Genomic DNA, 25,402 nt, shown 5'->3' with positions numbered 1-25,402 from the left:
ACGAATACCGCGAGCAGCACACGGAATACGGTCGGCAGTCCACTGGTGTCGGCGAGCCGGCCGAACGCGGGGGAGCAGAGGCCGCCCGCCGCCATCGCCAGCCCCAGGGTCAATCCGCTGGCCGTACCGGGGCGGTGCGGCAGATAGTCCTGGGCGAGCGTGACGTGCGCGGCGAACGGCAGGAACATCGCCACGCCGAACACCGCGGTACTCAGCACCAGTACGGGGTATACCGGGGCGAAGGCGATGCCCGCCAGGGCGGGGAGCGCCAAGAGGTACCCGGCCCGCAGCGAGGTCTTGCGGCCGTACCGGTCACCCACCCAGCCGCCGAGCAGCGTGCCGACCGCACCGGCCGCGGTGTACGTGGTGAGCACGGCCGCACCCGCCGCCACCGACTGGTCCAGGTCCCGCTGGGCGTGCAGCGACACCATCGACGTGACCGTGACGTAGGGGATGGACCAGCCGACGATGACGGCCACCAGGCGGCCGAAGGAACGCCAGTCGTCCGCCCGCCGCGCCTCGCCCGTCCCGGCAACGGCCGTTCCCGTACCGGAAGTTGTGCCGGCCGACGGGGCTGCCGCGGTGTGCCCCCGCCACCGCAGCCAGGGGCCCCTGAGGACCCACAGTACGGCCATGACCAGGGCCGGGACCGCCAGCAGAAAGCTCCCGGAGAAGCCCGCGGCGCCGATGACGAGGGTGACCAGCGCCGGCGCGAGGGCGCCGCCGATCGTCCCGCCGACGGAGAAGACGCTCATGGCCCGTTGCGACGAGCCACCGGCGGCCCGGGCCTGACTGGTCGCGGGCGGGTGGTAGGCCGCGATGCCGATCCCTGCCAGTGCCACGCACAGCCAGGTGAGCAGATAGCTCCCGGACAGGCCCGCCGCGGCCACGCCCAGCGCGGCCGTGCTGAACCCGGCCGGCACCAGCCACGGCCGTGACCTGCGGTCGGAGAGCACGCCGAACAGCGGCTGGAACAGGCTGGAGATGCCGCTCGCCGCGAACGCCAGGCCGGAGACCGCGGCATAGCTGTAGTGCCGCTGCGACATCAGGAAGGGCAGCATCGCGGGGATCGCGCCCTGGTAGAGGTCGTTGACCAGGTGCGTACCGGCCAGGAAGCCGAGTTGCCCCTTCTTCACCGGGCGGCCCGCCCCTCCGCGCGGTTGACGGCGGCCAGGACGGCCTGCACCGAGGCGGTCAGCAGGGAGGTGTCCCAGCCGGCGCCCCAGCGGGTGACACCGTTCACGCGGCACTCGGCGTAGGCGATGGCGTGGCTGCCCGGACCCGTCGTGGTGGCGTGTTCGGTGTACTGGATGATGTCGACCGCGTACCCGGCCGTGCGGAGGGCGTCGGTGAAGGCCGACAGCGGACCGTTTCCGGTGCCCTGGCAGTGCCGCTCCTCGCCGTCGACGCGCAGCGCGCAGGAGAAGCCGTGCCCGTCCGAGCCGCTTTCCGCTGTGCTCCACGAAACCAACTCGACCGGCCCGCCCTGCCCCGGCGCGATATAGGTCGTGTGGAAGAGATCCCACAGGTCCTTGTGGGACAGCTCCCGGCCCTCCGCGTCGGTGGTCCGCTGCACCGTGCGGGAGAAGTCCGGGCGCATCGTCGCGGGCAGGTCCAGGCCGTGGTGGGTGTGCAGCAGATGGGCCACACCGCCCTTGCCGGACTGCGAGTTGATGCGGATGACCTCCTCGTACGTACGGCCGATGTCGCCCGGGTCGATGGGCAGATACGGGACCGCCCACGGCGCCTCTTCCACGGGCAGGCCCCACTCGGCCGCCTGCTTGGCGTGGTGGACGAGGCCCTTGGCGATGGCGTCCTGGTGCGTACCGGAGAAGGCGGTGTGCACCAGTTCACCGCCGTAGGGGTGGCGCGGGTGGACCGGCAACCGGGTGCAGTGCTCCACCGTCTCGCGTACGGCGTCGATGTCGGAGAAGTCGACCATCGGATTCACGCCCTGTGCATACAGATTCAGGGCCAGGGTGACGAGGTCGACGTTGCCGGTCCGCTCGCCGTTGCCGAACAGGCAGCCCTCCACCCGCTGCGCGCCGGCCAGGACGGCGAGCTCCGCGCAGGCCACGCCGGTGCCGCGGTCGTTGTGCGGATGGACGGACAGGATCACCGCGTTGCGCCGTGCCAGGTGACGGTCCATGTACTCGATCTGGTCCGCGTACACGTTGGGGGTCGCCACTTCCACCGTCGCCGGCAGATTGTGGATCACCGGCCGGTCCGGGGACGCGTCCCACAGCTCGGTGATGCCGTTGCAGACCTCCAGGACGAAGTCCGGCTCCGTGAGGTTGAAGACCTCGGGGGAGAACTCGAACCGGATGTCGGCACTGGGCTGTTCCTCCGCGCGCCGCATCAGATGGGTGGCGGCATCCCGGATCAGCGCGTGCACCTCGGCGCGGGAACGTCCCAGTACGACGTCGCGCCACGTGGGCGCGGTGGCGGTGTAGAGGTGCACAACGGTGCGCGGGAGGCCTTCGATCGAGGCGATGGTCCGGTCGATGAGGTCGTTGCGGGCCGCCGTGAAGACGGAGATGGTCACGTCCTCGGGCACGACACCACTGGTGGCCAGGTGGCGTACGAAGTCGAAGTCGGTCTGGCTCGCGGAGGGATAGCCGACCTCGATCTCCTTGAACCCCATGGCGACGAGCAGGTCGAACATCCGGCGCTTGCGCGCGGTGTCCATCGGCTCGGCCAGCGCCTGATTGCCGTCGCGCAGGTCGACCGGCACCCAGAGCGGCGCCCGCTCGATGCGGCGGGACGGCCAGGTGCGGTCCGTCAGGGGCAGTGGCACCCGGTCGTGCACGGGCTGATAGCGGTGATGCGGCATCGCGCTCGGCCGCTGCGGATTCCACTTGCAGGTTTCGCCGGTAGCCATGTGGCGGTACTTCTTTCCCTCGGTCATCGGTGACGACCGGCGCAGCCCGGAACCCCGCTGCGGGGTGCCGGTCGGATCAGACCCCGCAGCGGCGGCCGAGGAGAAGAAGCTCGCGCAGCGACATGCCGGGAACAGTAACGGGAAAGAACTCCTCAGACAAGCTGAGGTGTCAGCGGCCAATGGGCCCAGCCCTGGTCAGCAACCGGACGCAACCCGCCGCGTAAACTGACCGCTAAGTTTTGTCGGACAACCTGAGAGGTGGGCGGACATGCCGCTCGGTGCCCTCCGCCGCAGCCCCTTGGTCGAACAGGCCACCCAGCACCTGCGCGACCAGATCACCGAGGGCCAGTGGCCGGTCGGCACGAAGCTCCCCGCCGAAACCGCCCTGGCCAAGACCCTCGGCGTGGGCCGCTCCACCGTGCGCGAAGCCCTGCGCGCGCTGGCCGGGGCCGGGCTGCTGGAGGCGCGGCAGGGGGCCGGCGTCTTCGTCATCGCCACGGAGCCGGACGAGGGCTGGCCCACCCGGCTCCGCCGGGCCGCGGTGACCGACATCTACGAGGTCCGCATGCTCGTCGAGGTGCAGGCAGCGCGCCTCGCCGCGCAGCGCCGTACCGAAGCCGACCTCACCGCCCTGCGGACGGCGCTCGACGCCCGCCGCGCCGCCGCTGCCGGGGAGGGCGACGCGGCCTTCGTCGACGCGGACATCTCCCTGCACGCCGCGGTCGTAGCCGGTGCACACAATCCTGTACTCAGTGATCTGTTCGCAGAATTCGTCCCCGCGCTGCGCCAGGGGCTGATCGACCTGCTGGACATGCTCTCGCTGCGGGACCGCGAGCCGAACCACGGGGACGAGGCGCACGCCGCCCTGGTGGAGGCCGTCGAGCGTGGCGACGGCGAAGCGGCAGCGCGTATCCTCCAGACCGAGCTGGACGAGACCCTCGCCCGCCTGCACCGCCTCTGAACTGCACGCTTCTGAACTGCACCGCTTCTGAACGCCCCGGCAGGCGTCAGGACTCCAGCGCCTTGAGCACTTCGTTCAGCACCGTGGCGTTGTACGGCATGCTCGCGTGCGGAGTGTGGTCCTCCGGGTCGATGTCCTGGAGGACGATGTTCTTGACGTAGTGGCCTTCGGTCTCGGCGAGCGCGCAGGACTCGTACGGAGTGACCACGTCGTCGTACTTGGTCGCGATCACTGTGTAGCGCACGCCCTCCACGGTCTCGCCGAGGTCGGCGAGCTCCCGCTGGAACGCGTGGTCCACCTGGAGCTGCGGCCAGGCGGGCACGGCCACTTGGACCGCGCCCTGCTCGACCAGCTCCCGCGCGCCCGGGATCTGGCGGGCCAGGTTCATCAGGCCCTGGGCCGTGATGCCGTGGTTGCTGGGGGAGAGCCCGATGAAGTGGTGCACCTTGGGCGCACCGCCGAGCGCGCTCAGGTAGTAGCGCGGCATCATGCCGCCCTGCGAGAAGCCCACCATGTCGACCTGCTCCGCACCCGTGCGCCGCAGCACCTCGTCGACGAATTTCCCGAGCTGCTCGGCGGACTCCTTGATGTCGCCGAGGCCGAAGAGCAGGGGGCTGATGTGCTGGCCGTAGTCCGGACGGAAGATCCGGTAGCCGTGCTGCCGCAGCAGCGGCGCGGCCTTCGTCCAGGTGTAGCCGCGATTGCCGAACGTGCCGTGCACCAGCACCACCGGACGCGGGTGTTCCTCGGTCAGCGGGAGGTCCCAGTCGTCCTCGCCCGCCTGCACATCGACGGTGGCGATGAGCTCGCCGGCGCCTGCCTCGCAGAGTCCCTGCACCCGGTTCGGTGCCTCGGTGATGTCCGTGGTGATGTCGTCCGTGTTGAGTCCGGGGATTTTCGGGTTCGGGAACGTCATGGCGATCTCCTTTCCCGCAGGGTGCCTGCGGGTTTCTGCAGTGTCGGCGCGTACCGCGCGGCCATGGCGCGCAGCAGCCGTACGTACGGACTCCACTCGGCCGGGCGGGCCACGCGGTCGGTGACCGCGCGCTCGGCGCAGTCCAGACAGTCCTCGAACGCCGCGTCGTGCACGGGCCGGAAGAACAGCAGCCAGCTCAGCCAGCGCATTCCGCGCGGCCGGACCAGCAAGGTGTTGCGCAGGACCGTGCGGCCTTCGCCGCGGGGCTCGACGCTGAATTCGTGGAAACCGTGAAATCCCTTCGGGCCGGTGAATGCGAAACGCACCCATTGGCCCGGCACGTAATGGCTCACCACGTACTCGACCGGGCCGTGGCCGCCCCGTACTCCGACGGCCAGCGGGCCCGCGAAACGTACGGGGGGCCAATCCGGCGGCCACAGCCGGTCGTTCTCGCTGCCGAGGGTGTCGAGCAGGGCGCCGACCGCCTCCGGCGAAGTGGGGAGCGAGCGTTCGTGGACGTTCAGCACGGCTCTCATGGGTTCTCCCTTCGGCGCGCCTCACCGTGAGGCCCGCCGGTGGAGTCTTTACGGCTTTTACGGCGCGGTAAAAGCGGAGCCCCGCTACGTTCACACCTATTGGGGACATGACGTGGCCGCGCGCAAATATGCACCGCTCGGCGATTTCCCGGCATACGGATAAGGGGACAGGGTCGCCGGAACCCGGTGCGTAAGCACAGATGAGACCGGCAACCGGCACGGTGAACGGACAAGGGGGACAGGGCAATGGCCGCATCGAAGTCCGACGGGTGTGGTCCCGGCCCCGGCGAGGGGGGCCCGCCGGGCGTCCCGCCGGAGGTCTTTCCGGAGTCGTGGCGCCCGCTGCTCGCCCAGCCCGCGCTGGCGGGGCTGCTCGGGGAGCCCCTCGTCGACGGGGCGTTGCTGGCGGCGCACCGGCTCCTGCCGCCCCGCGTCGCGCTGCACTCGCTGCGGACGTTCCTGCTGGCCGACGCGTGCGCGGCGGCCCGGGGGACCGGGTACGACCGGGCGGGGCTGCTCGCCGCCGCGGCGTTCCACGACACCGGGCTGACCGGGGACGCGCCGCGAGTGAGCGGTGGATTTCCGTACCGCTCCGCCGCGTTGCTCGACCGCTTTCTCACCGAGCACGGAGTGGCGGACGCGCGGCGCCGGGCGCTGACCGGTGCGGTGCGCCGGCACATGCGGCCGTTTCCCCCGCGGGACGGCGGCCCCGAGGCGCGGTTGCTGCACTTCGGGGCCTGGCTGGACGTCACCGGCCGCGGCCGGCGCGCGCTGCCCGGCGAACGGCGGCGGCTGGCCGAACTGGCGCCCACCCCCTGGTTCGCCGTTTCTTTCCCCGCCCGGGTGGCCGGCTGCGGACTGCGCCGGGCGCTGCCGGGCTTTTCGGCCGCCGCCCGCTGAACACCGGACACCCACCCATCACTTCTCTGTCGCGAAAGGACCGTGCAGATGCAGGAAGACCAGCGTGTATTTGATGTCGCCATTGTGGGGGGCGGCATCGGCGGAACGATGCTGGCGGCGATCCTCGCCCGCCACGGCGTCCGCGTACTGCTTCTGGAAGGAAGCGGCCACCCGCGGTTCGCCATCGGCGAGTCCACCGTGCCCGAGACCACATTCGGACTGCGGGTGCTGGCGCGCCGCTATGACGTCCCCGAGATCGAACATCTGGCGACCAACGGGGCGCTGCGGCACCACGTTTCGTCGAACTGCGGGGTCAAGCGCAACTTCAGTTTCGTCTACCACCGCGAAGGCGAGCCCACCCGGCCCAAGGAATGCACGCAATACCCGACGTGGGGGCCGCCGCTCGGCCCCGACTCGCACTACTTCCGGCAGGACGTGGACGCCTATATGTTCCACGTCGCCGTTTCCTACGGCGCGACCGCCTACACCCACACCCTCGTCGACGACGTGAAGTTCGACGACGGCGGCGCCACCATCGTCACCCGCGAAAGGGGCGACTTCCAGGCGTCGTACGTGGTCGACGCCGGCGGCATGCGGGCCATTCTCCCCGAACGCCTCGGGCTGCGGCAGGAACCGCCGTACCGTACGCAGTCGCGCACGATTTTCACGCACATGGTGAACGTGCGCCCGTTTGACTCCGTGGCGCCCGCCCGCGAACAGCACAACATGCCCAGCCCCTTCAGCGAGGGCACGCTCCACCACCTCTTCGAGGGCGGCTGGCTCTGGGTCATTCCGTTCGACAATCACGCGTCGAGCACGAGCGAACTGTGCAGCGTCGGCATCAATCTCGACCTGGACCGCTACCCACGCCCGGACTCCCTGTCGGCGGAGGAGGAATTCTGGCGGCACATCCGGCGATTCCCGAGCGTGGCCAAGCAGTTCGAGCACGCCCGTGCCGTACGCCCGTACGTCTCCACCGATCGTACGCAGTTCTCCTCGCAAACCGTGGTCGGCGACCGGTGGTGCCTGCTGCCGCACGCCAGCGACTTCATCGACCCGCTCTTCTCCAGCGGACTCGCGGTCACGGTGATGGCGCTCAACGCGCTGGGGCACCGGCTCATCGAATCGGTGCGGCAGAACGACTTCGACACCGCCCGGTTCGCCTACCTCCAGGAGTGGACCAAGCGGATGTTCCGCTTCTACGACGACCTGGTGTCCTGCAGTTACGTGTCCTTCGACGACTTCGAGCTGTGGAACGCCTGGAACCGCGTCTGGACCATCACCACGCTCTACGGCACGAACGCCCAGAACCAGACCGCCGTGGCATTCGAGAAGACCCACGATCCAGGGGCGTTCGAGGCGCTCGAAACGGCGCCCTACCGGGGGCTCCAAGGCGTCGACAATCCCTGGGTCGAGCAGCTCTTCAATCACTCGCGCGACGCCATGCTGGCCTACCGCGCCGGTGAACTGACGAAGGACCAGGCCATTGCGCGCATCTACGAGCTGCTGCGGGAAAGCGGGCTGTGCCCGACGGTCTGGGGCACCCTCGACCCCGAAGACCGCTGCCCGGCCGGCGTGTTCACCCTCTGGCCGCTGATGAAGATCCTGCTGTGGGGTAAATTCCGCTCGCCGCAGCACGTACGCGGCAAGTACTTCACCGGCGGCGCGCGGCTCGTGAGCAAGGAGGCGGTCCAGAGTTACACCACCGAACTGCGCCGCAGCACCTCCCAAGTGCACCAGAACGTACGGGACATGTGGTTCAACTGGAACCGCGACTGGACGCGGCGGCCGGCCCCGCGCTCGGCGCCCGAGCCGCGCGACTGACCCTTTCCTGCGAATACCGGAAGGGGAGTTCATATGCCTAGCTGACAGTACCGCCCCGGGGCGTCGCTCGAAATGGGGATAAGAAAATCCGACGGTGCACGAAAAATCATTCCTGCTCATGCGGAAGAGCGAACTTCCGGTTTGTCGGTCCAGGGCTTCGGGTAGGAAATCCATACGGCCGAGAAAAGGAAATTCGGACCGTGGTTTCCCCTCCTTGACCGAGAGGTAATGGACCACGATTTCCATGGTGCAAAAGACCGCTGGCCAATCACTCTCCGCGTGCTCCTGGGAAGAGCTTTTACAGCACCGGGACCGCCTCATGCGATTGGTTCGCAGAAGACTGCCGAGTGCCCAGGACGCCGAGGACTGCGTACAGGAGACCATGGCGCGCGCGGCCGCACACGCGGCACTGGACAGAAATCGGCTGGGCCCCTTCCTGACATCCGTCGCGCTCCGCCTGTGCATCGACTTCTACCGGGACGTGGAGCGCCGCAGGCGCCTGCTGCAGCGTGCGGCGGTCCTGGACGAACCCTGGACGACCGAGGAGGACGTCTGTGACGAGGACTTCGGCAGATGGCTGCTGGGCCAGGTCCGACTGCTGCACGGCCGGGAGCAGGAGGTGATACTCGCGCGCGCCGCCGGCATCTCCACGGCGGAATTCGCCCGGCGCCACAACATCTCCATCAAAGCCGCCGAAGGCGCTTTCACCAGAGGGCGCGCGCGGCTCCGGACGGCCTGCGCGAAGGCCCTGGAAGGCCGGGCGTCATGACTTTTCGCGATTAGCCTGCGCCCCGAAAAGAAATCCCTGCGTGCACGGTGGCGCAGCGCCGCGCACGAATTCTCCGCACCACGAAAGAAAGGAACTCCGCTCATGTCGAACAAAAACATGCAGGACATCTTCAAGGACCTCGCGGGTGACATGGCCGACAGCGGAAAGCAAGCATTCGACGACATCCTCAACCGGCCGGAAAAGAAGAACGACGACAATCCCGTCCAGACCCTGGCCGGGCTGCCCGGGAACGCCCTGGGCGCCCTCTCCGGCGCCGCCAACCCGGCCGCCGCGCTCGCGGGCGCGGCCGGTCCGCTGGGCGCGGTGGCGGATGCGGCGGGCAACCCGCTGAAGGCGCTGACCGACGCCGCGGGCGGCGCGGCGGGCGGGGCCAACCCGCTGGCGGCGCTCCAGGGGGCGGCAGGCAATCCGCTGGCCGCGCTCGGGGGCGCGGGCGGTAATCCGCTCGCCGCCCTCGGCGGCGCAGGCAACCCGCTCGCCGCCCTCGGCGGGGCCGCCAACCCGCTCGCCGCGCTCGGCGGTGCGGCAGGCGCGCTCGGTGGCCTCGGACAGCTGGCCGGTGGCGTCGGCCAGGCCGCCGGTGGCGCGGGCGACGTGCTCTCGTCGCTCGCCACGCTGCCGAACCAGCTCAACCAGCTGCTCGAGATCCTCCCGAAGCTCATGCAGGCACTGCAGGGCCAGGCCGGCGGCGGCAAGCCGGCCACCGGCAGCTGACCCGCCCACCCATCCGTCCCGCTCGCCGCTCGCCCGCTCGGCCGGTCTCGTGTCGAGCACCCCGGCTGTCGGCCCTCGTACACAGTCGACCGAGGAGGAACACACACGGTGGCGTCTGTAGTCGGTGACCGGTTGCGTCTCGTGGTCAAGGTCCTGGGAAACCTCGTCGCCGACGAGGTCGGACAGGCCACCCGGAGGCGCCGCCGGTCGAAACGGGACGAACACTCCCCGGCGGAGGCCGACACGGCCTCCGCCGGATCCGAGGAGCGGCGCGCCAAAGCGGTGCGCCACGCGCTGGAGAGCCTCGGCCCCTTCTACGTGAAGCTCGGCCAGATCCTCTCGACCCGGCCCGACATGGTGCCCGAGTCGATCAGGGACGAGCTGCAGAACCTGCACGACCAGGTCGACGTCCAGCCGTTCTCCGTCTTCGAACCCGTACTGGCGCGGGACCTCGGCCCGGACTGGAAATTGCGGTTCGACGACATCGACACGACCAAGCCGCTCGGCGCGGCGTCGCTCGCCCAGGTCTACCGGGTCGCGCTGCCCGGCGGCCGGCCGGCCGTGGTCAAGATCCAGCGGCCCGGCATCCGCGAGGGCGTCCTCGCCGACATGGCCCTGATGCGGCGGGCCTCCAAGATCGTCGCCCGGGTCGCGCCCCGCTTCAACGAGGTCATCGACACCGAGGCGATGCTCGGCTCCGTCTTCGACGCCATGGAGCCGGAGCTGGACTTCACCGGCGAGGCGCGCAACATGGACGAGGCCCGCCAGCACATCCGGCGCTTCCGCACACTGGACGTGCCCCGGGTGATGCACGCCAGCCCCCGGGTCCTGGTCCAGTCGCTCGCACCCGGTTCCTCGGTACGGCACATCGACCGCGCGCACTTCAGCGACGACGAACGCATCGAGATCGGCAAGGACCTGCTGCGGTTCATGTACCACGGGTATTTCGTCCACCGTATGTTCCATGCGGACCCGCACGCGGGCAATGTCTTCGCCGTGCCCGGCGGGCCCGCCACGGTGATCGACTGGGGCATGGTCGGCCGCCTCGACCGGCGTACGAGCCTCCAACTCCTGCCGCTCTTCATGACGCTGGCGCAGAACGACGGGGTGGGCCTCGCCCACCACTGGGCCGAAATGGGCCGCTTGACGCCGTGGGCCAACATGCCTGCCTTCACGGCCGACATGGCGGCGTTCGTCCCCAAGGTGTCCCATCTCTCGCTCGACGACCTGAACTTCGGCGTCTCGCTCACCACCGTGCTCGCCAAGGCGACCAAGCGGGGCATCGGCTCGCCGCCGGCAGTCTCGCTGCTCGGCAAGTCCTTCGCCAACCTCGACGGCTCGGTGCGCTGCCTCGCTCCCGAGATCGCGCTGCCGGAGGTCTTCAAGGGCGAGGTGCCCAAGATCCTCCTCTCACTGGGCCGCGAGTTCCTCGGCGGCAGCCAGTTCGCCCGCAACTCCATGGAGATGCTGCTCGCCGCCGTCACCAGCCCCGAGCAGGCCCGCGGCGTACTGGCCGACATCGCCAACCGCCAGTTCGCCCTGAACATCCACGAACCGCGCACCCCCGCCGCGATGGGCGGCCAGCGCAGCACGCGCCCGTCGGGCGGCCTGCTGGCGCTGGGCGCGCTGGCTCTGCTGATCAGCCATCGCCGCAGCCGCTGACCGGGGGCCGGTTGCCGCGAGCCAGGCGCCGCGGCCGGCCGCGGCCGGTGGCCGGGGCCGCGCATCAGGCGGCGTGGCCGGTGGCCGCCGGCCGGTTGCCGTAACACACCACGACGACACGGAGATTCCCCATGCCCGAAACCACAGGACCGCGGAACACGTCCCCGTCCGGCAGCGCACTGCCGGACGGCATCTCGCCGGTCACACTCTGGACCGCGGCCGCGCACGCCGCCGAGTGCGACCAGACCACACCGTACGTCCATGACCCACTGGCCGCCGCCTTCCTCGACGCGGCCGGATTCCACGGCGGCCCCCCGGGCGAGGGCCTGCTGCAGCGGCTGCTGCCCGACTGGGCGGTGGTACGCACCCGCTTCTTCGACGAGTACCTGCATGCCGCGACCCGCGAGGGCTGTCACCAGGTCGTACTCCTCGGAGCCGGCCTCGACGCACGCGCCTTCCGGCTCGACTGGCCGGCCGGGGTGCACCTCTTCGAGATCGAGCACCCCGCCGTACTGGATTTCAAGGCACGCGTACTGGGTGACCGCCGCCCGTCCTGCGGCCGCCGCACCCCCGTCGGTGCCGACCCGGCCGGGCCCTGGGGCGGGGAACTCGTCGCCGCCGGGTTCGACCCGCGGAAGCCCACGGCCTGGCTCGCCGAAACGCTCCTCTACCACCTCCCCCCGGAGTCGGTGGAATCGATCGTCGGCACGATGACGGAGCTCTCCGCGCCCGGCAGCACCTTCGCGGCCGAGTGCGTGAACGCGGATGCCACCTCGTCGTCCTTCGTGGCGCCCTTCCTGGACGCGCTCGCGAGCACCGGGCTCGGCTGGCGCTGGCAGCTGGCCGAGCCGGAACGCTGGTGGGCGGAGCACGGCTGGGAGGCCCAGGTGGCCGACCTGTTCACACTGCCGTACGTGATCCAGCGCCTCTCCCCGTACCTCCCGGTCCTCACCGCGGGCGCCGCGAAGTGCGTGTTCCTGACGACCGGGACGCTGCGCGACGGCCCGGGCGACTGAACACGGCCCACCGCATACAGCGCACCGCACCCGACGCACCACACACGACGCACCGCATACGGCGCATTGCATACGGAGAGCCCCGGACGCCGAGTCCGGGGCTCCCGCCTCTTGGTTACCGCAGCCTCGCCCTACGCCCGCTCCAGCTCCAGCAGGGCCGCGAGCCACAGGTCCGGGAGTTCGTCGGCGGTCGGCAGGGCGTCGTCGTGGACGACGGTCAGGCAGGCGGTGTCGTGCTGGCTGGTCAGCGTCGTCAGGCAGCGGATGCCGGCGGCCAGGTCGGCGAAGGCGGCGGAGCGCCGGGAGGCGGCGCCGCGGTGGACGAGGGGGCCGCCGAAGTTGACGCTGCTCGTGGGGGCGCCGATCACCTCGCTGTTCACCATCCGCATGCCGATACGGGCGCCGATCGCACGCGGGGTGGCCGCCATCAGCAGGCGGATGGCATCACGCTGCCGGGTGCGGCGCAGGCGGCCAGTGTCCGCCATGACGCGGGCGAGGGCACGGTGCGGTGACGGTTCGTCACAGGGAAGCAGCAGCCGGGCGGTGACCATCCGGTTGCCCGGGGCGTACTCCTCACCCGGCGCCCGGACCGACATCGGCACCGCCACCGGCAGCGGCGGATGCAGCGACCCGGTCTCCTTCATGTGCCAGGCGTGGACGGCGTGGGAGAGCGCGGCGAGGTAGACGTCGTTCACCGTGCCGCCGTACGCCCGGCCGACGGCGCGCAGCCGCGCCAGCGGCGTGGCCGTGTGGCACACGCTGGTGCGGCCGCTGCCCGGCACCTGGAAGGCGGGCTGGACGCCGGGCGGGCGGAGGGCGGCGGCCACGTCGCCGAAGGCACCGGCGAGCCCCTTGGCGGTGGGCCACGAGCGGCGCTGCGGCACCAGTCCGCCGCCCTTGGGATCGTCGTCGAGGAGGGCCCGTACGGTATGGACGGCGCCCACCCCGTCCTGGAGCGTGTGGTCGGTGCGGTAACCCAGGGTGTAGCGGCCCGTCGGCCCGTGGATCAGCCAGACCTCCCAGGGCGGCCGGTCGCCCGCGCTCATCGGCATGGACAGCATCAGCCGGGAGGCCACCGATCCGTCGGCGTCGTCCGGCAGCCAGGCTTCGTGCACGTGCTGCTCCAGGCCGAGTCTGTCGACGCGCAGGAGCAGCTTGCGGTCACGGATGATGCGGTAGCGCAACGCGGGGATGCGGTCGGCACGTTCGGCGACGCGCGCGCGTACGGCGTCCAGCGTCGGCGGCCGCCCGCCGAAGTCGAAGGTGAGGCTGAGCGGCAACGGCCGGCCGCGCATGGCCCGGTGATAGGCGGCATCCGCCGTCCCCATGGGCAGGGCCGGCGGCAGGGCACCGTCGGCGCCGAGGTGTGGTCGCATGGTGGAACTCCCTGTGAGGTGTGGGGTGACTCGGACCTGCGGGGGCCCGAGAGCCGGTGCCATGACCCCGGCCGGGTCATGGCACCGGCTCTCAGCACGTTCGTCGTCGGCCGGGACCGGTTCGGCTCTCAGCACGGTCGTCGCGCGGCCCGGCCGATCGCGTCCACGTAGGCCCGCAGCAGTGGGCGGCCGACCCCTTGGACGGGCAGCCGCGGCGCGGCCGGCCGGTGCCACGGCAGCGGCCCGCCCGGCCCCGGATCGCCGAGCAGGGCCCCAGCCACGTAGTGGCCGTGTGCCACGGACATCGCCAGGCCGTGTCCGCAGCAGCCGCCGATGTACCAGACGTCGGGGCGGTCGGGGACCCGGCCGACCACCGGCAGGCCGTCGCCGGTCATGCCGATGCGGCCCGACCAGCGGTGCGTGACCGGCACCCCGGACAGCTCCGGGTGCAGGGACCCGACCCACCGCTCCAGCCAGGCCCAGGCCCGCTCCCGGACGGCCTGCACCCGCTGCGCACCGAGCCCGTCCGGGGCCAGCGCCGTGCCGCCCCCGGCCACCAGCCCGCCGTCCGGGAGCAGCCGGAAGTAGGGCGCCATCGGCATCGCGTCGACCACGGCGCACCCCGCACGGCCGCCCAGCGTTTCGTACGCCGTCGAGCTCAGGGGAGCGGTGGCGACGGCGTACACCTCCAGCGGGAGGACCGTGCCGACCGGCAGATTCAGCGCACCGGCGGCGGAGTTGACGGCCAGTACCGCCTGTCCCGCATGGATGCTGCCGTGCGGGAAGCGCAGCTCGGGGCCGATCAGCTCACCGGTGTGTACCGTCCGCAGTGGACTGTCTCCGTAGAACCGCACTCCCTTGGCGGCGCAGGCGCGGGCGAGGGCGCGGGTCAGCGCGGCCGGGTCGAGCGTCGCCGCGGGGCGGTGGAGCAGCCCCGCGCTGTACGGCACGCCCACCCGGGCGCGGATCGCGCCCCGGGTGAGCACCGGCACGTCCAGGCCCAGCGCCCGGTACGCCTTGGCCTGCCGGGCGAGGGACACCAGGCCGGCGGGCGCGCGGGACACCATCAACTGCTCGCCGGGCCGCAGCCCGCACTGCACGTCGAGCCGCGCGCACAGATCGAGTACCAGATCCACCGCGTCGACGCTCGTCTGGTGTATACGACGTGCGGTCGACCGGCCGAAGCGGCGCAGCGCCTGGTCGACCGGGGGGCCGGCGCGCGGGCCCAGCAGGCCGGTGCCCCGGCCGCTGGCCCCGGAGGCGGGCTGTTCCGCGTCGACCACGACGACGGAGAGCTGGGGAGCCCGCTCCGTGAGGTGGTAGGCGCAGGCCAGCCCCGCGAGACCGGCCCCGACCACCGCCACGTCCGCCGTGACCACGCCGCGGAGCTGCGGCAGCGGTGGCAGCTCCGCGCCCGCCGGACCGTCCGCCGGCTCCCAGCAGGGTGTACCGGCCGGGGGCCGGCTCATCCGGTGCCGTTCGCCACGGGGGGCCCGGCGAGCGAGCGGAACCCGCGGTCGTGCCACAGCAACGGCTGCCCGGCGCCCACGTGCACGGCCGCCACCCGCCCGACGACCAGGTGGTGGTCGCCGTACCGGCGCACGTCCTCCACCAGACACACCGACCAGGCCAGGGACTCCGTGAACACCGGGACACCGAGCACGTCGCAGGTGTCCGTACCGGCGAACCGCTGCGCCGCGGGCGTCGTCGGGCTCGCGAACCGGGCCGCCAGGTCGCGCTGTTCCTCGCGCAGCAGGTGGACCGCGAAGGCTCCGAAGGCACGGACGGCACCGAGCGTGCGGGAGCCGTCGCGCAGGCAGGCCAGGAGCAGCGGCGGCCGGGCCGACACCGAAGTCGCGGCGGAGACGGTCATGCCGAGCGGGCCGTCCTCGCCCCGGGCCGTCACGACGGTCACCCCGGAGGCCAGCTTGGCGTACAGCGCCAGACAGCGCGCCGCATCGGGGCCCGGCTCCTCGCGCAGCGGGTCCCACCGCGCCCCGGCCGGGTCGTCGCCCGTCCAGGGCCGCGGCCCGCGTGCGGGCGCGGCGGCCGCCGTCCGCTCAGCCACGGGCCGCAGCCGGGCAGTCATCGAGCACCTCCACGTCGACCAGGCCCGTGAGGATGCTGGTGACATTCGTACGCAACGTGGACTCGGCCACCGGGTCGATGATCTCCGCGAGGGTCGGGATGCCGAGGTCGAAGGTGGCGGAGAAGACGATCAGCGTGCCGTCGTCGGACGGCGCGCAGCGCCAGCTCCCTTCGTAGCTCTCGAAGTCACCTTCGGTCTGCTCGAAGGTGAAGGTGAGCTGCTCCGGCGAGAACGTGTCCCGCTCCTGCCACCGCATCAGACCACCCCGGAAGGAGACGGCCCACTCCGAGATCACCGAGCCGTCGGGCAAAGTCCGTACGTTCAACTCCCGTACAACATCGGCGAGTTCGGGATACCGACCGAGGTCGGTGATCCTGTTGTAGGCGTCGGCCGGTTCCAGGCCGCGGGCGATCGCGTGCACGGTTACATGGGGCATGGGATTCCTTTCCGAACGGGGTGTCAGCCGGACATGCGGGCCGCTGTCGAGCCCAGGGCCTCGGTGAGGGCGGTGAAGAACAGGTCGAGCGCGGCACCATCGACGAGGGCCGGCGGGGACAGCCGCAGCACCCGCGTGGAGTTGAGGGAGTGGTTGACGAGCACGTCGCGTGCGATCAGTTCCAGCAGGACTTCGCCGACCGCCCGCTCCTCGGCGAACTCGATCCCGATCAGCAGGCCCTTGCCGCGTACCTCACGGACCAGGCTGTCCTGGTGAGGAGCGCAGGCGGCACGGACACCGGAGAGGATGCGCTCGCCGAGCGTCGACGCGCGCGCCACGATCTGCTCCCGCTCCATCGTCTCGACGGTGGCGAGCGCGGCGGCGCAGGCGATCGGGGAGGCGCCGAAGGTGGAGGTGTGCAGGAACGGATCGCGGCTGAAGGGGGCGTACGCCTCCTCGGTGGCGGCCATCGCCGCGATCGGCATCACGCCGCCGCTGAGCCCCTTGCCCATCAGGAGCACGTCCGGGCGGACGTCCTCGGCGTCCACACCCCACCACGTACCCAGCCGCCCCATCCCCGTCTGGATCTCATCCACGACGAGCAGCGCACCGAACTCACGGCAGAGGGCGGCCACTTCGGTCAGGTATCCCGGCTCCGGGATGCGCACCCCGCCCTCGCCCTGCACCGGTTCCAGAATGACGCACGCGCGGTCGCGGCGGGTGGCCAGTGCCTGCTTGAGATCGGCCGGGTCGCCGTAGGTGACCTGCGTGGTGTCCGGGAGCAGCGGCTCGAACGGCGCCTGGTACTTGGCGTTGGCCGTGACGCTCAGCGCGCCGAGCGTCTTGCCGTGGAACCCGTTCCGAGTGGTGATGATCGCGTTGCGCCCGTTCGCGCGAGCCAGCTTCAGGGCGGCTTCGGTCGCCTCGGCACCGGAGTTGACGAAGTGGATGTGGTCGAGCCCGGGCGGCGTGTGCGCGGCAATGGCCTGGGCGGCACGCGCCCCGACCGGTTCGAGGAAGACCCGGGTCGACAGCGGGTGGGCGTCGAGCTGGCGGTGCACCGCCGCGATGACGGCCGGGTGCCGGTGGCCGAGGATGAAGACGCCGTAGCCACCGAAATTGAGGAAGCGGCGACCGTCGTCCGCATACACCCAGGGTCCTTCGGAGCGTACTTCGCTCATGCCGCCCAGCACCCAGCCCAGGACCGCCCGGCCGGAGCCGAGATGCTTGCGGTACAGCTCGACGAGGTCGGAGCCGCTCGGCAGCGGTGCGGCCGCGGTGCCCTCCGGGGCGCTGGCCGTCGACGGTGTCCGGGTCACGACGCCACCTCCGCGGGAGACGCGCCGGCTGCCCGGACACGATGCCGGCGCAGTAGCGCGGAGTGCATTTCGGCCCAGCTCTCCAGGTTGCGGACGAGGGCTTGGTAGATGTCGGCGCGGACGGGGCGGCTGCCGCAGTCGGGGCCGCCGAGGGAGGTGTCGAAGGGCAGCTCGCGCTGGAAGACCAGCAGCAGCTCCGCGTAGGACTGGAAGCGTTGGCGCATTGATCGGGGCAATGGTGTGTCCTCCAGCATGGGCAGCAGCAGCCGGTGCACCGCGTCCACCGGGATGAGCCGCAGCCGGGCCGGCCGCGGCAGACCATGCTGGACGGCGAACTCCTCACAGATGTCCGTGATCTCACGCAGCAGCGGGGCCTGCTCACCGGCCGTCAGCCAGTACTCGCCCTTGCTCACCCCGCCCCGGATCAGATCGCCGATGGCACGGGTCACGAGGTCCTGCGGGATCATGTCGATCCGGGAATCGAACTCACCGGGCAGCACCGGCACCTGCCCCAGCACGACCGATCCGATCGCCTTGGTCAGCCCCTGCTGCGCGGAGATCCGTCCGGTGACGGAATCGCCCATCACGACCGACGGGCGCACGATCGCGCCGGGCAGGCCGGAGGTGCGCATCATCTGCTCGGATGTGATCTTGGAGTCGAGGTAGGCGGCAGCGCCGGGGAAGCGCTGCCTGTCCTCCTCGGTCAACGCGCTCGCCACGAAAGCGGTGCTCACCAGGTACATGGGTGCGTCGGCCCGCGCTGCCAGGTCGAGCATGGTCTCCGTGCCGTGGGTGTTGGTCCGCACGATGTCCTTGGGCGGGGTGCGGAAGCTGGTCTCGGCGGCGGAGTGCAGCACCACGTCCACCTCCAGCGCGAGCCGGTGGCGGGCCGCGGGGGTCAGGCCCAGAGAGGGCGAGAGGAGGTCGCCCTGGATCTCCCGGACCCGGGGATCGTTCAGCGGCCTGTTGCGGCGCAGGCAGACCAGGTCGAAGTCGGGGGACAGCTCGTCGATCAGGGCTCTCCCGAGTACCCCGGAGCCTCCGGTGAGCAGCACAGTGGGACGCTCGCGTGCGGCGGAGCGCGACGTGGACGGGACGGTGGGACGCAAGGGGTCCTGTGGCATGGATTCCTCCGGCAGGTGTCGGCTGTCGTGGGACGGTTGTCGTGGGACGGTGGGTGGGTCAGGCGATGACGAGCGGCCGGTCGGCGAGGTGGTCGACGAGCGGGCCGGTCATCCGGGAGCGGGACGGCGGGTGCAGGGCCAGTCCGTGGGAGCTGGCGGCCAGGTGGCCGATCTCGTCGGAGGCCATGAAGTTGAGCCCGCCGAGCAGTTCGACCGCGCGCGGGACGACGCCGGCGACGGTGTCCTGGATGCTGTATCGGGTATACAGCGCCGCGGCGAGCGCGGACTCGCCGAGATCGCCCTCGTCCACGCGGCGCGCGATGCCCTCCGCCGCGGCCATGGCGGCCTCGGTCTCGATGAGCAGTTGTACGCGGTCGTGGCCGGGCACGCGGTCGTTGAGCAGTACCCGCTCGACCAGGGCACTGGCCACGCCGAGGTAGCTCCCCGACATGAGCAGCTGGAACCAGATCATGCCGGCCGTCTGGAGGTCGTCCAGTCGCTGCCCGGGCGGCGTGCCCGTACGCAGCAGGAGATCCGGCGGTACGAGGACATCGGTGAGGGTGACCTGCTCGCTCTCCGCACCGGCCAGGAACGCGCTGGACCAGAAGCCGCTGACGCTCAGCCCCTCGCTCTCGGCGGGCACCAGCGCCACCGCCAGCTCATCGCCCTGCCCGTCCTCGCGGGGGATGACGACACTGGCGGTGAGCATGTCCATGGAGCGGGCCAGGCTGCACGGGCGCTTGACCCCGTTGAGCTGTACGCCGCCGTCGGTCACCGTGGCGGTCATCGACGGATCGAGGATGCCGGCGCCGCTCCGCCCCTCGGCGAAGCCGGAGGCGATGATGCGGTTCATCGACGCCGCGCCTTCGATCAGCAGCCACTCCAGGCCGTCGCCCAGGGTGCCGAGGCCGACCAGGGTGGCCATGGAGAAGTGGTGCATGGTGGTGGCCACGGCCAGCGACGGCGAGCGGCTGCCGATGGCCCGCTGCACCCGCACCGCATCCAGGGCACTGGCCCCCCGCCCGTAGTGCGCCTCGGGGACCAGGAGCCCCGGGCCGCCGCTGTCCCGGAAGAGCCCGATGCCCGGGCTGCCGGGCCGCTCCAGATCCCGCAGCGGGATCTCCCGGAGAGCGGGGTCCAGACCCGGCAACAGCTTGGCCAGCGTGGTGCGTTCGCGTTCGAGAAATCTCATGGACGTGCGCCCTCCAGGGTGCGGGGTGATGGAGTGGGAAGTGGAAGTGCATGACGGCCGGTGGGACCGTTCGGTCACCGGGACCGTCCGTTCACAGGGCGTTGGCGGCGCGCATCAGCTGCCAGATGGCGCCGATGCGGGGCCTGCCCCGGAAGGCGATGTACTCCGGGAGCACCGCGTGCGGGGCCCACTTCTCCTTGTATTCGAGCTGGGAGGCCGCGGGGTAGATCGCCTGTCCGCGCTCCGCCAGCAGGCGGGTGAACCGGGCGAGCGTGCGGCTGGCACCGGGCACTTCATGCTCCGCCGCGAGCCCGGTGAACGGTGTGAACCCAAAATGCAGCCACTCGGCGCCTTCGGCCGTGAGGCGCTCGATGACGGTGGCGTTGAGCGCCTCCATCACACCGGGCGGCGCGCCGGGCAGCCGCCGGCTGAGGTCGTGCAGCCACCCGGGACGGCTGCCGAAGACCGGCGAGTAATTGATGTAGCCGACCGCCGTGCCGTCGATGCGGCCGACGAACAGCCGGCGGTGCCGTTGCAGGGCTCCGGCCCGCTGGCCGACGAGGAACCGCAGCTCCTTGACGTGCCGGCCCTTGTCCCGCAGCCAGTCCTGGTCGATCCGGTCCAGCTCGGCACAGTCGTCATCGGCCCGGACCTCGGCCACCTCCAGACCGGCGCGCCGGGCCCGCGAGATCTTGTTCCGCAGCCGTACGAAACGTGAGCCGCGCAGCGTGAAGCAGGACAGGTCGACGGCATACGAAGCACCGAGCTGGTTGACCGTGAAACCGTGTTCTGCATACAACTCGGCGTCCGCGCGCTGCAGTTGTACGGCGACCAGCCGCCGTCCCGCGTGCGCCACGAATGCGTCCAGCAGCTCCGCCCGGTGCTCGTGCGCGGTGAATGGCCCGCCGAATTGGAAAACATGCCGCCCGGAGCGGATATAGGCACAGGTGCCGGCGAACCGGTCGTCCTGGAAGTATTCGTTCCCGCTGTTCAGTGCGAGAAAAGCACTGGGGTTGTCGCTGTATTCGGTGAGGGTGTCAAGAACCGACGGCATGGGAGCCCTCCAGCGGGGGCCGCGCGCCGCCGACGGTCGTGTCCGAGTACTGCTTCTTGAACTCCCGATAGGCGGGATGGGTGTGCGGCTCGAAGGTGACGCCGAAGGGTTTCAGTGAATTCCCGAAAAGCGCCCGGTCGCCCATGAGATGGATGGGGAGGGCGAGCAGCGCCCACTCCGGCCGGACGAACAGCGCCCAGGCTCCGGCCAATACGCCCGCCGTGAGCAGGCTGTGCATCACGTTGTACGCCACGTAGTAGCCGCGGGCGATGTGCTTGTCCGGGCTGCGCCTGAAGGCGATGGCCCCGGGAATGTAACCGACGACGTCGATCACCAGAAAGAAGGCCGCGAATACGCCCCAGCGAATCTCTGAAATATGCTGGTAGGTCAGCACGATTGACGTTGCCAGAACGGCCAGCCATTCGAGCCGGGAGAGTGCGAAGGTGGTCTTTGTCTCGAATGTGTTCTTGGCGTCCACGGGCGCTCCAAGAAATGATCGGAAACCGCCGGGGCCCGGCACGGGCCGGGGCCCCGACTGAATGCCTTTTCACTCCTGGTTACGCACCGGCGTGTGCGACCCCTCATAAATGGACGGGCGCTGCGGCTCGCTCGCCGACCGGGCGCGACGGCGCAGCCAGGTCACCGCGGGGGAGGTGATCGCGGTGGTGATGAGCGCCATCAGTACGAGCATCGTGAACAGATCGGGGCCGATCACGTGCAGTTCGAGACCGATGTTGAGGATGACGAGCTCGGTCAGGCCGCGGCAGTTCATCAGCGCGCCCAGCGACAGGGCGCCCGGCCAGCGCTGGCCGCACGCGCGGGCCGCGAGGGCGCCGCCGCCCCACTTGCCGAGTACGGCCACGGACAGCACGGCACCGGCCCACAGCCACTGCACCGGGTCGCCGACCAGCATTCCGATGTCTGTATGCAGTCCGGTGTGTACAAAGAACAGCGGCAGCAGCAAGGGCACGGCGACGGCACGCAGCCGGGTGGCGCACCGCTCGACTTCGAGGGAGCCGCGGGGCGTCATCACGCCGAAGACGAACGCGCCGAACAGGGCGTGCACCCCGATCCGGTCGGTGGCGAACGCGGACAGGCACAGCCCGGCGAAGAGGACGACGAGTACGAGACTGTCGCGAGCGGCGGAGCCTCCCGGGCTGCCGGCGGCCGACTTCGAGATCCGGGCCGCCCGTGCCGCCCAACGCGCCAGCAGCGGCCGGACCGCATACAACATGAAGGCGAAGAAGACCGCTGCCAGCGCCGCCGTGGTGACCGCGTCCAGCGGGGAGCCGCTGCGCGTGACGGCCACGACGACCGCCAGCAGGCACCATGCGCTCACGTCGTCGATGGCCGCACACGTCATCGCCAGGGCGCCCAGCCGCGTCCTGTACAGCCCGCGGTCGGTGAGGATGCGGGCGAGCACGGGGAAGGCCGTGATGCTCATGGCCACGGCGATGAACAGGACGAACGGCAGCAGCTGCGTGCCCTCGGGGGCCAGCGAGCCGTACATCCCGACCGCCAGCGCCGCGCCCAGCAGCAGCGGCAGTGCAATGCTCACCTGGCTCACGACGATGGCCGTACGGCCGTGCCCCCGCAGGTTCCCCAGGTCCAGCTCCAACCCGACCAGGAACATGAAGATCAGCAGCCCGAGTTGGCCGAGGGCCCCGGTGTACGGGGCGACGGCCGGCGGGAAGAGCCACGCCTGCCCCTCGGGCCATAACCAGCCGAGCAGCGAGGGGCCGAGCAGAATGCCGGTGGCGAGCTCGCCGACGACCGGCGGCTGCCCGAGGCGGCGGCAGACCGCGGCCCCCGCCCGACAGGCGACGATCACGACCGGAACGACGATGAGAAGGGCGGGCAGCGGGTCGGAGGCGGACGACACAGGCGACTCCTTCGCGTGCGGAACGGGCGAACCCGAGCGCGGCAGGGCAGCCCCCCACCGTTACTCTCTGCAACCCCCCAGCACCTGCCCGCCCGGCGCGCAGAGTCAAACGCCGGGCGCCCGCCCGTCGGGGGCACGCGCGCGCAGACGGCGCATCCACCGCCCGCCGCCCGCGTGCGCAGTGCCGCGCACGCCCCTGCCGCCACAGACGACAAACATTCACCGGTCACGAAATGACAGCAGAACTCCGATTGAACTCCCTTGACATAAGGAATGAGTTGAGGTGTGGCAATTCCGTTGACACCCTCACAGGCCCTGCGCGCATTGCGGGCAGCCGGCCTGACGGTGAAACAGGTCGGCAACTGGCGTACGCACAACAGGAACCAGCACGGACGGTGGGGCCCCGTCCACGGCGTGATACTCCACCACACCGGTACCCGCGGCACCGAGCACACGGTGGAGCTGTGCCGCGACGGCTACCCCGGCCTGCCGGGCCCGCTCTGCCACGCCGTCATCGACAAGCGGGGCGTGGTGTGGCTGGTGGGCTGGGGCCGTACGAACCACGCGGGCCGGGGCGACCCCGACGTACTCGGCGCGGTGATCTACGAGGAGCCCCTCCCGCCCGACAACGAGGGCACGACGGACGGCAATCCGTGGTTCTACGGCTTCGAGTGCGTCAATCTCGGCGACGGTTACGACCCGTGGCCCGCCGCCCAGGTGAACGCGATGGTGCGCGCCTCGGCCGCGCTCATCAGGGCACACGGCTGGGACCACACCGGTGACACCTCCCTGATCGGACACAACGAATGGCAGCCGGGCAAGCCCGACCCCCGGGGCCTGAGCATGCGGGAGCTCCGCAGCCGAGTGGCCGAGATGGTCCGCGGCGCCTCGACACCATCGCCCGTACCGCCCCACGGTGGCGGAGGCGGCGCGCCGGGGCGCCCGCTGTCCCCTCGCCCCACCACCCCAACGGATGTCGACTGGTGGGCAGATGTCACCAGCCAGAGTGAGAAAAGCTCATCCCATGACTACACATGGTGGTAGTACGAGCACGCTCAGTCCATGAATCAACCGGTCAGTCGGCGCCAAGTCCTCGTCGCTACAGGAGCCTTGGCCGCCACCGGCGGAGCCGCGGCCGCCGCCGGGCTCGCCAGTACGACATCCGATGCCGCACCCCATCGTGGCGGCGGGCCCGCCGACTCTGCCGTACGGTCGGTGGCCCGTGACCTCACCCGCACCGCCGAGGACGGCACCGTCCTCACCCCCACCTACCGCCAACTCCTCACCGACAACGTGCACATCGAGCCCCGCGGGATGCGGATCGCGATCGTCGGCGCCGGCATGGCGGGGCTCGCCGCGGCGTACATGCTGCAGAAGGCCGGACACCAAGTACGGGTGATCGACGCCCACCCGGACCGGATCGGCGGCCGCATCCACACCCTGCGCGACTGGCACCACCCCGCCGCCTATGCGGAAGCCGGCGCCCTGCGCATCCCCGGCACCCACACCCTCGTCACCGGCCTCGCCCGCCATCTCGGCGTCGGCCTGCGGCCGTTCATCCTCCACCGCGAGAGCCGTTTCCTGCACGTCAACGGCTCCATGGCCGCCCGTGGCCAGTACCAACGCCACCCGCGGTCCCTGAACAAGACCTTCGGCGTCACCGACGACCGCACCGCACAGGCCCTGCTCGACGACGCCCTGAAACCCGTACGGACCATGGTGAAGGACGACCGGACGGACGGCTGGGCACGCTTCCTCGACCGCTACGACTCCTGGTCGCTGCAACGCTTCCTCACCGACCGGGCCGGGCTGACGGCCCGGGAACTCGACCTGCTGGCCACCCTGGAAAGCAGCACCGCCCGGCTCCCCCTCTCCCTGACCCACTGCCTCCTCGCCGCCACCGCACACCCCCCGGAGGCCCGGCAGTGGGAGGTCCCCGGCGGCATGGACCAGCTGCCCAAGGCCCTGGCCTCCAAGCTCAAGGAGGGGACGCTGCGCCCGGGCTGGCGGCTGACCGGCGTCGACTCCCGGCCGACCAAGCTCCGCCTCGCGGTCGAGAAGACCGACACGGGACAGAAGGAGAACCTGGAGGCCGACCGTGTCATCATCACCGCCCCCTTCCCCGCCCTCCGCTACGTCACCTTCACGCCCGGGCTCTCCTACGGGAAACGCCGCGCGATGCAGGAGCTCCGGCACGGCGCCGCGACCAAGGTCCTGCTGGAGTTCGACCAGCGCTGGTGGGGCACGGACGGCGGCGCCGACCTCTCCGACACCCCCTTGCGCTGCACGGTCTACCCCTCCCACCCCTCCGGCCGCGGCGGCGTCGTCCTCGCCTCCACCACCCGGGACGACGACGCGGCCATGTGGGACGGCATGCCGGGAAAGGCCCGCGCCGGACACGCACTGAAGCTGATGACCGAGCTGTACGGAGAGGAGGTCGAGCGCTCGTACACCGGCCGCTGGGCATCCCCGTCCTGGGCCCGCAACGAGTACGCCTGCGGCGAGGCCGCCCACTACGCTCCCGGTCAGGCCGTCGAACTGGGCCCCCACACCCGCACCCCGGAAGCCGACGGCCGACTCTGGTTCGCCGGCGACCAGACCAGCACCCGCTACCGCGCCTGGATCGAGGGCGCGCTGGAATCGGCTTGCCGGGTGGCGTACGGGATGGGCGTACGCCCTGCCGCGGAAACGCAAAGGCAAACGGAAAGGACAGGCAAGTAGGCAGTGTCA

The 25,402-nt window shown here is 71.0% G+C and carries 22 protein-coding genes and 1 pseudogene; 9 read left to right on the top strand and 14 right to left on the bottom strand.

Annotated elements, in window-relative coordinates; genetic code table 11:
* Positions 1 to 92 precede the first annotated feature (92 nt).
* Together AB0I82_RS05145 and leuA are read right to left on the bottom strand one after the other, a co-directional pair.
* Positions 93 to 1,136 (bottom strand): annotated as a pseudogene (locus AB0I82_RS05145) (MFS transporter); the annotation flags it as partial.
* Entirely contained in the window at positions 1,133 to 2,881 is a 1,749-nt protein-coding gene (leuA, locus tag AB0I82_RS05140; RefSeq protein WP_363255687.1) for a 2-isopropylmalate synthase, read from the bottom strand. The pseudogene AB0I82_RS05145 and the gene leuA, both read right to left, overlap by 4 nt.
* Before the next feature lie 268 nt (positions 2,882 to 3,149).
* Between leuA and AB0I82_RS05135 the strand changes: the two genes are divergently transcribed.
* Positions 3,150 to 3,842 carry an FCD domain-containing protein gene (locus AB0I82_RS05135; RefSeq protein ID WP_363255686.1) on the top strand — a complete coding sequence of 231 codons (693 nt, stop codon included), beginning with the start codon at positions 3,150 to 3,152 and terminating at the stop codon, positions 3,840 to 3,842.
* A gap of 46 nt (positions 3,843 to 3,888) precedes the next feature.
* Here AB0I82_RS05135 and AB0I82_RS05130 read toward each other — a convergent pair whose 3' ends face one another.
* Both AB0I82_RS05130 and AB0I82_RS05125 read right to left on the bottom strand, forming a co-directional pair.
* The gene (locus AB0I82_RS05130) at positions 3,889 to 4,758 is read right to left on the bottom strand and encodes an alpha/beta fold hydrolase (RefSeq protein WP_363255685.1); all 870 of its coding nucleotides are present in this window, start codon (positions 4,756 to 4,758) and stop codon (positions 3,889 to 3,891) included.
* The gene (locus AB0I82_RS05125) at positions 4,755 to 5,294 is read right to left on the bottom strand and encodes an SRPBCC family protein (protein WP_363255684.1); all 540 of its coding nucleotides are present in this window, start codon (positions 5,292 to 5,294) and stop codon (positions 4,755 to 4,757) included. Before AB0I82_RS05125 ends, AB0I82_RS05130 begins: the two co-directional genes overlap by 4 nt.
* Positions 5,295 to 5,540: 246 nt before the next feature.
* Here AB0I82_RS05125 and AB0I82_RS05120 point away from each other — a divergent pair, with 246 nt between their 5' ends.
* From AB0I82_RS05120 to AB0I82_RS05095, 6 genes are all read left to right on the top strand, one after another.
* The gene (locus tag AB0I82_RS05120; RefSeq protein WP_363255683.1) at positions 5,541 to 6,194 is read left to right on the top strand and encodes a hypothetical protein; all 654 of its coding nucleotides are present in this window, start codon (positions 5,541 to 5,543) and stop codon (positions 6,192 to 6,194) included.
* Between the two features lie 48 nt (positions 6,195 to 6,242).
* Positions 6,243 to 8,018 carry a tryptophan 7-halogenase gene (locus tag AB0I82_RS05115; RefSeq protein ID WP_363255682.1) on the top strand — a complete coding sequence of 592 codons (1,776 nt, stop codon included), beginning with the start codon at positions 6,243 to 6,245 and terminating at the stop codon, positions 8,016 to 8,018.
* Between the two features lie 244 nt (positions 8,019 to 8,262).
* Positions 8,263 to 8,787: a sigma-70 family RNA polymerase sigma factor gene (locus tag AB0I82_RS05110; protein ID WP_363255681.1), complete on the top strand. Its 525-nt coding sequence runs from the start codon at positions 8,263 to 8,265 to the stop codon at positions 8,785 to 8,787.
* A 102-nt stretch (positions 8,788 to 8,889) separates the two neighbouring features.
* Positions 8,890 to 9,522, top strand: a complete 633-nt coding sequence (locus AB0I82_RS05105) for a hypothetical protein (protein ID WP_363255680.1) — start codon at positions 8,890 to 8,892, stop codon at positions 9,520 to 9,522.
* Positions 9,523 to 9,630: 108 nt separating this feature from the next.
* Positions 9,631 to 11,184: an AarF/UbiB family protein gene (locus AB0I82_RS05100; RefSeq protein WP_363255679.1), complete on the top strand. Its 1,554-nt coding sequence runs from the start codon at positions 9,631 to 9,633 to the stop codon at positions 11,182 to 11,184.
* Between the two features lie 131 nt (positions 11,185 to 11,315).
* Positions 11,316 to 12,200: an SAM-dependent methyltransferase gene (locus AB0I82_RS05095; RefSeq protein ID WP_363255678.1), complete on the top strand. Its 885-nt coding sequence runs from the start codon at positions 11,316 to 11,318 to the stop codon at positions 12,198 to 12,200.
* A gap of 131 nt (positions 12,201 to 12,331) precedes the next feature.
* On the opposite strand, the gene AB0I82_RS05090 is transcribed toward AB0I82_RS05095, so the two are convergent.
* The 10 genes from AB0I82_RS05090 to AB0I82_RS05045 form a co-directional block, all read right to left on the bottom strand.
* Positions 12,332 to 13,576, bottom strand: coding sequence for a wax ester/triacylglycerol synthase domain-containing protein (locus AB0I82_RS05090; RefSeq protein ID WP_363255677.1), 1,245 nt, complete (start codon positions 13,574 to 13,576; stop codon positions 12,332 to 12,334).
* A gap of 128 nt (positions 13,577 to 13,704) precedes the next feature.
* Complete coding sequence (locus AB0I82_RS05085; RefSeq protein ID WP_363255676.1) at positions 13,705 to 15,045, bottom strand: FAD-binding oxidoreductase; 1,341 nt, start codon at positions 15,043 to 15,045, stop codon at positions 13,705 to 13,707.
* On the bottom strand, positions 15,042 to 15,665 hold the full coding sequence (locus AB0I82_RS05080; RefSeq protein WP_363255675.1) for a flavin reductase family protein: 624 nt from the start codon (positions 15,663 to 15,665) through the stop codon (positions 15,042 to 15,044). The genes AB0I82_RS05085 and AB0I82_RS05080 overlap by 4 nt, the downstream gene beginning before the upstream one ends.
* Positions 15,637 to 16,101, bottom strand: a complete 465-nt coding sequence (locus AB0I82_RS05075) for an SRPBCC family protein (RefSeq protein WP_363255674.1) — start codon at positions 16,099 to 16,101, stop codon at positions 15,637 to 15,639. The genes AB0I82_RS05080 and AB0I82_RS05075 overlap by 29 nt, the downstream gene beginning before the upstream one ends.
* A gap of 23 nt (positions 16,102 to 16,124) precedes the next feature.
* A complete protein-coding gene (locus AB0I82_RS05070; protein WP_363255673.1) occupies positions 16,125 to 17,420 on the bottom strand; it encodes an aminotransferase class III-fold pyridoxal phosphate-dependent enzyme in 1,296 nt (431 codons plus the stop codon).
* Entirely contained in the window at positions 17,417 to 18,544 is a 1,128-nt protein-coding gene (locus AB0I82_RS05065; protein ID WP_363255672.1) for an SDR family oxidoreductase, read from the bottom strand. The genes AB0I82_RS05070 and AB0I82_RS05065 overlap by 4 nt, the downstream gene beginning before the upstream one ends.
* Before the next feature lie 58 nt (positions 18,545 to 18,602).
* The gene (locus AB0I82_RS05060) at positions 18,603 to 19,736 is read right to left on the bottom strand and encodes an acyl-CoA dehydrogenase family protein (RefSeq protein WP_363255671.1); all 1,134 of its coding nucleotides are present in this window, start codon (positions 19,734 to 19,736) and stop codon (positions 18,603 to 18,605) included.
* 91 nt (positions 19,737 to 19,827) lie between these two features.
* On the bottom strand, positions 19,828 to 20,790 hold the full coding sequence (locus tag AB0I82_RS05055; protein ID WP_363255670.1) for a DUF2156 domain-containing protein: 963 nt from the start codon (positions 20,788 to 20,790) through the stop codon (positions 19,828 to 19,830).
* Positions 20,774 to 21,268: a hypothetical protein gene (locus AB0I82_RS05050; protein ID WP_363255669.1), complete on the bottom strand. Its 495-nt coding sequence runs from the start codon at positions 21,266 to 21,268 to the stop codon at positions 20,774 to 20,776. Before AB0I82_RS05050 ends, AB0I82_RS05055 begins: the two co-directional genes overlap by 17 nt.
* A gap of 69 nt (positions 21,269 to 21,337) precedes the next feature.
* Positions 21,338 to 22,672: a cation:proton antiporter gene (locus AB0I82_RS05045; RefSeq protein ID WP_363255668.1), complete on the bottom strand. Its 1,335-nt coding sequence runs from the start codon at positions 22,670 to 22,672 to the stop codon at positions 21,338 to 21,340.
* Between the two features lie 297 nt (positions 22,673 to 22,969).
* Here AB0I82_RS05045 and AB0I82_RS05040 point away from each other — a divergent pair, with 297 nt between their 5' ends.
* Both AB0I82_RS05040 and AB0I82_RS05035 read left to right on the top strand, forming a co-directional pair.
* Positions 22,970 to 23,716, top strand: a complete 747-nt coding sequence (locus AB0I82_RS05040; protein WP_363255667.1) for a peptidoglycan recognition family protein — start codon at positions 22,970 to 22,972, stop codon at positions 23,714 to 23,716.
* A gap of 66 nt (positions 23,717 to 23,782) precedes the next feature.
* Entirely contained in the window at positions 23,783 to 25,393 is a 1,611-nt protein-coding gene (locus tag AB0I82_RS05035) for an NAD(P)/FAD-dependent oxidoreductase (protein ID WP_363255665.1), read from the top strand.
* Positions 25,394 to 25,402: the final 9 nt, after the last annotated feature.

This window comes from Streptomyces sp. NPDC050315, assembly GCF_040655775.1.
GTDB lineage: Bacteria > Actinomycetota > Actinomycetes > Streptomycetales > Streptomycetaceae > Streptomyces.
The sequence above is the reverse complement of the archived record's forward strand: the minus strand, read 5'-3'. Positions and strand labels throughout refer to the sequence as shown.

Coding starts and splice junctions, on each gene's coding strand:
- leuA (WP_363255687.1), bottom strand. CDS start 2,881: ATGGCTACCGGCGAAACCTGCAAGTGGAATCCGCAGCGGCCGAGCGCG.
- AB0I82_RS05135 (WP_363255686.1), top strand. CDS start 3,150: ATGCCGCTCGGTGCCCTCCGCCGCAGCCCCTTGGTCGAACAGGCCACC.
- AB0I82_RS05130 (WP_363255685.1), bottom strand. CDS start 4,758: ATGACGTTCCCGAACCCGAAAATCCCCGGACTCAACACGGACGACATC.
- AB0I82_RS05125 (WP_363255684.1), bottom strand. CDS start 5,294: ATGAGAGCCGTGCTGAACGTCCACGAACGCTCGCTCCCCACTTCGCCG.
- AB0I82_RS05120 (WP_363255683.1), top strand. CDS start 5,541: ATGGCCGCATCGAAGTCCGACGGGTGTGGTCCCGGCCCCGGCGAGGGG.
- AB0I82_RS05115 (WP_363255682.1), top strand. CDS start 6,243: ATGCAGGAAGACCAGCGTGTATTTGATGTCGCCATTGTGGGGGGCGGC.
- AB0I82_RS05110 (WP_363255681.1), top strand. CDS start 8,263: ATGGTGCAAAAGACCGCTGGCCAATCACTCTCCGCGTGCTCCTGGGAA.
- AB0I82_RS05105 (WP_363255680.1), top strand. CDS start 8,890: ATGTCGAACAAAAACATGCAGGACATCTTCAAGGACCTCGCGGGTGAC.
- AB0I82_RS05095 (WP_363255678.1), top strand. CDS start 11,316: ATGCCCGAAACCACAGGACCGCGGAACACGTCCCCGTCCGGCAGCGCA.
- AB0I82_RS05090 (WP_363255677.1), bottom strand. CDS start 13,576: ATGCGACCACACCTCGGCGCCGACGGTGCCCTGCCGCCGGCCCTGCCC.
- AB0I82_RS05085 (WP_363255676.1), bottom strand. CDS start 15,045: ATGAGCCGGCCCCCGGCCGGTACACCCTGCTGGGAGCCGGCGGACGGT.
- AB0I82_RS05080 (WP_363255675.1), bottom strand. CDS start 15,665: ATGACTGCCCGGCTGCGGCCCGTGGCTGAGCGGACGGCGGCCGCCGCG.
- AB0I82_RS05075 (WP_363255674.1), bottom strand. CDS start 16,101: ATGCCCCATGTAACCGTGCACGCGATCGCCCGCGGCCTGGAACCGGCC.
- AB0I82_RS05065 (WP_363255672.1), bottom strand. CDS start 18,544: ATGCCACAGGACCCCTTGCGTCCCACCGTCCCGTCCACGTCGCGCTCC.
- AB0I82_RS05060 (WP_363255671.1), bottom strand. CDS start 19,736: ATGAGATTTCTCGAACGCGAACGCACCACGCTGGCCAAGCTGTTGCCG.
- AB0I82_RS05055 (WP_363255670.1), bottom strand. CDS start 20,790: ATGCCGTCGGTTCTTGACACCCTCACCGAATACAGCGACAACCCCAGT.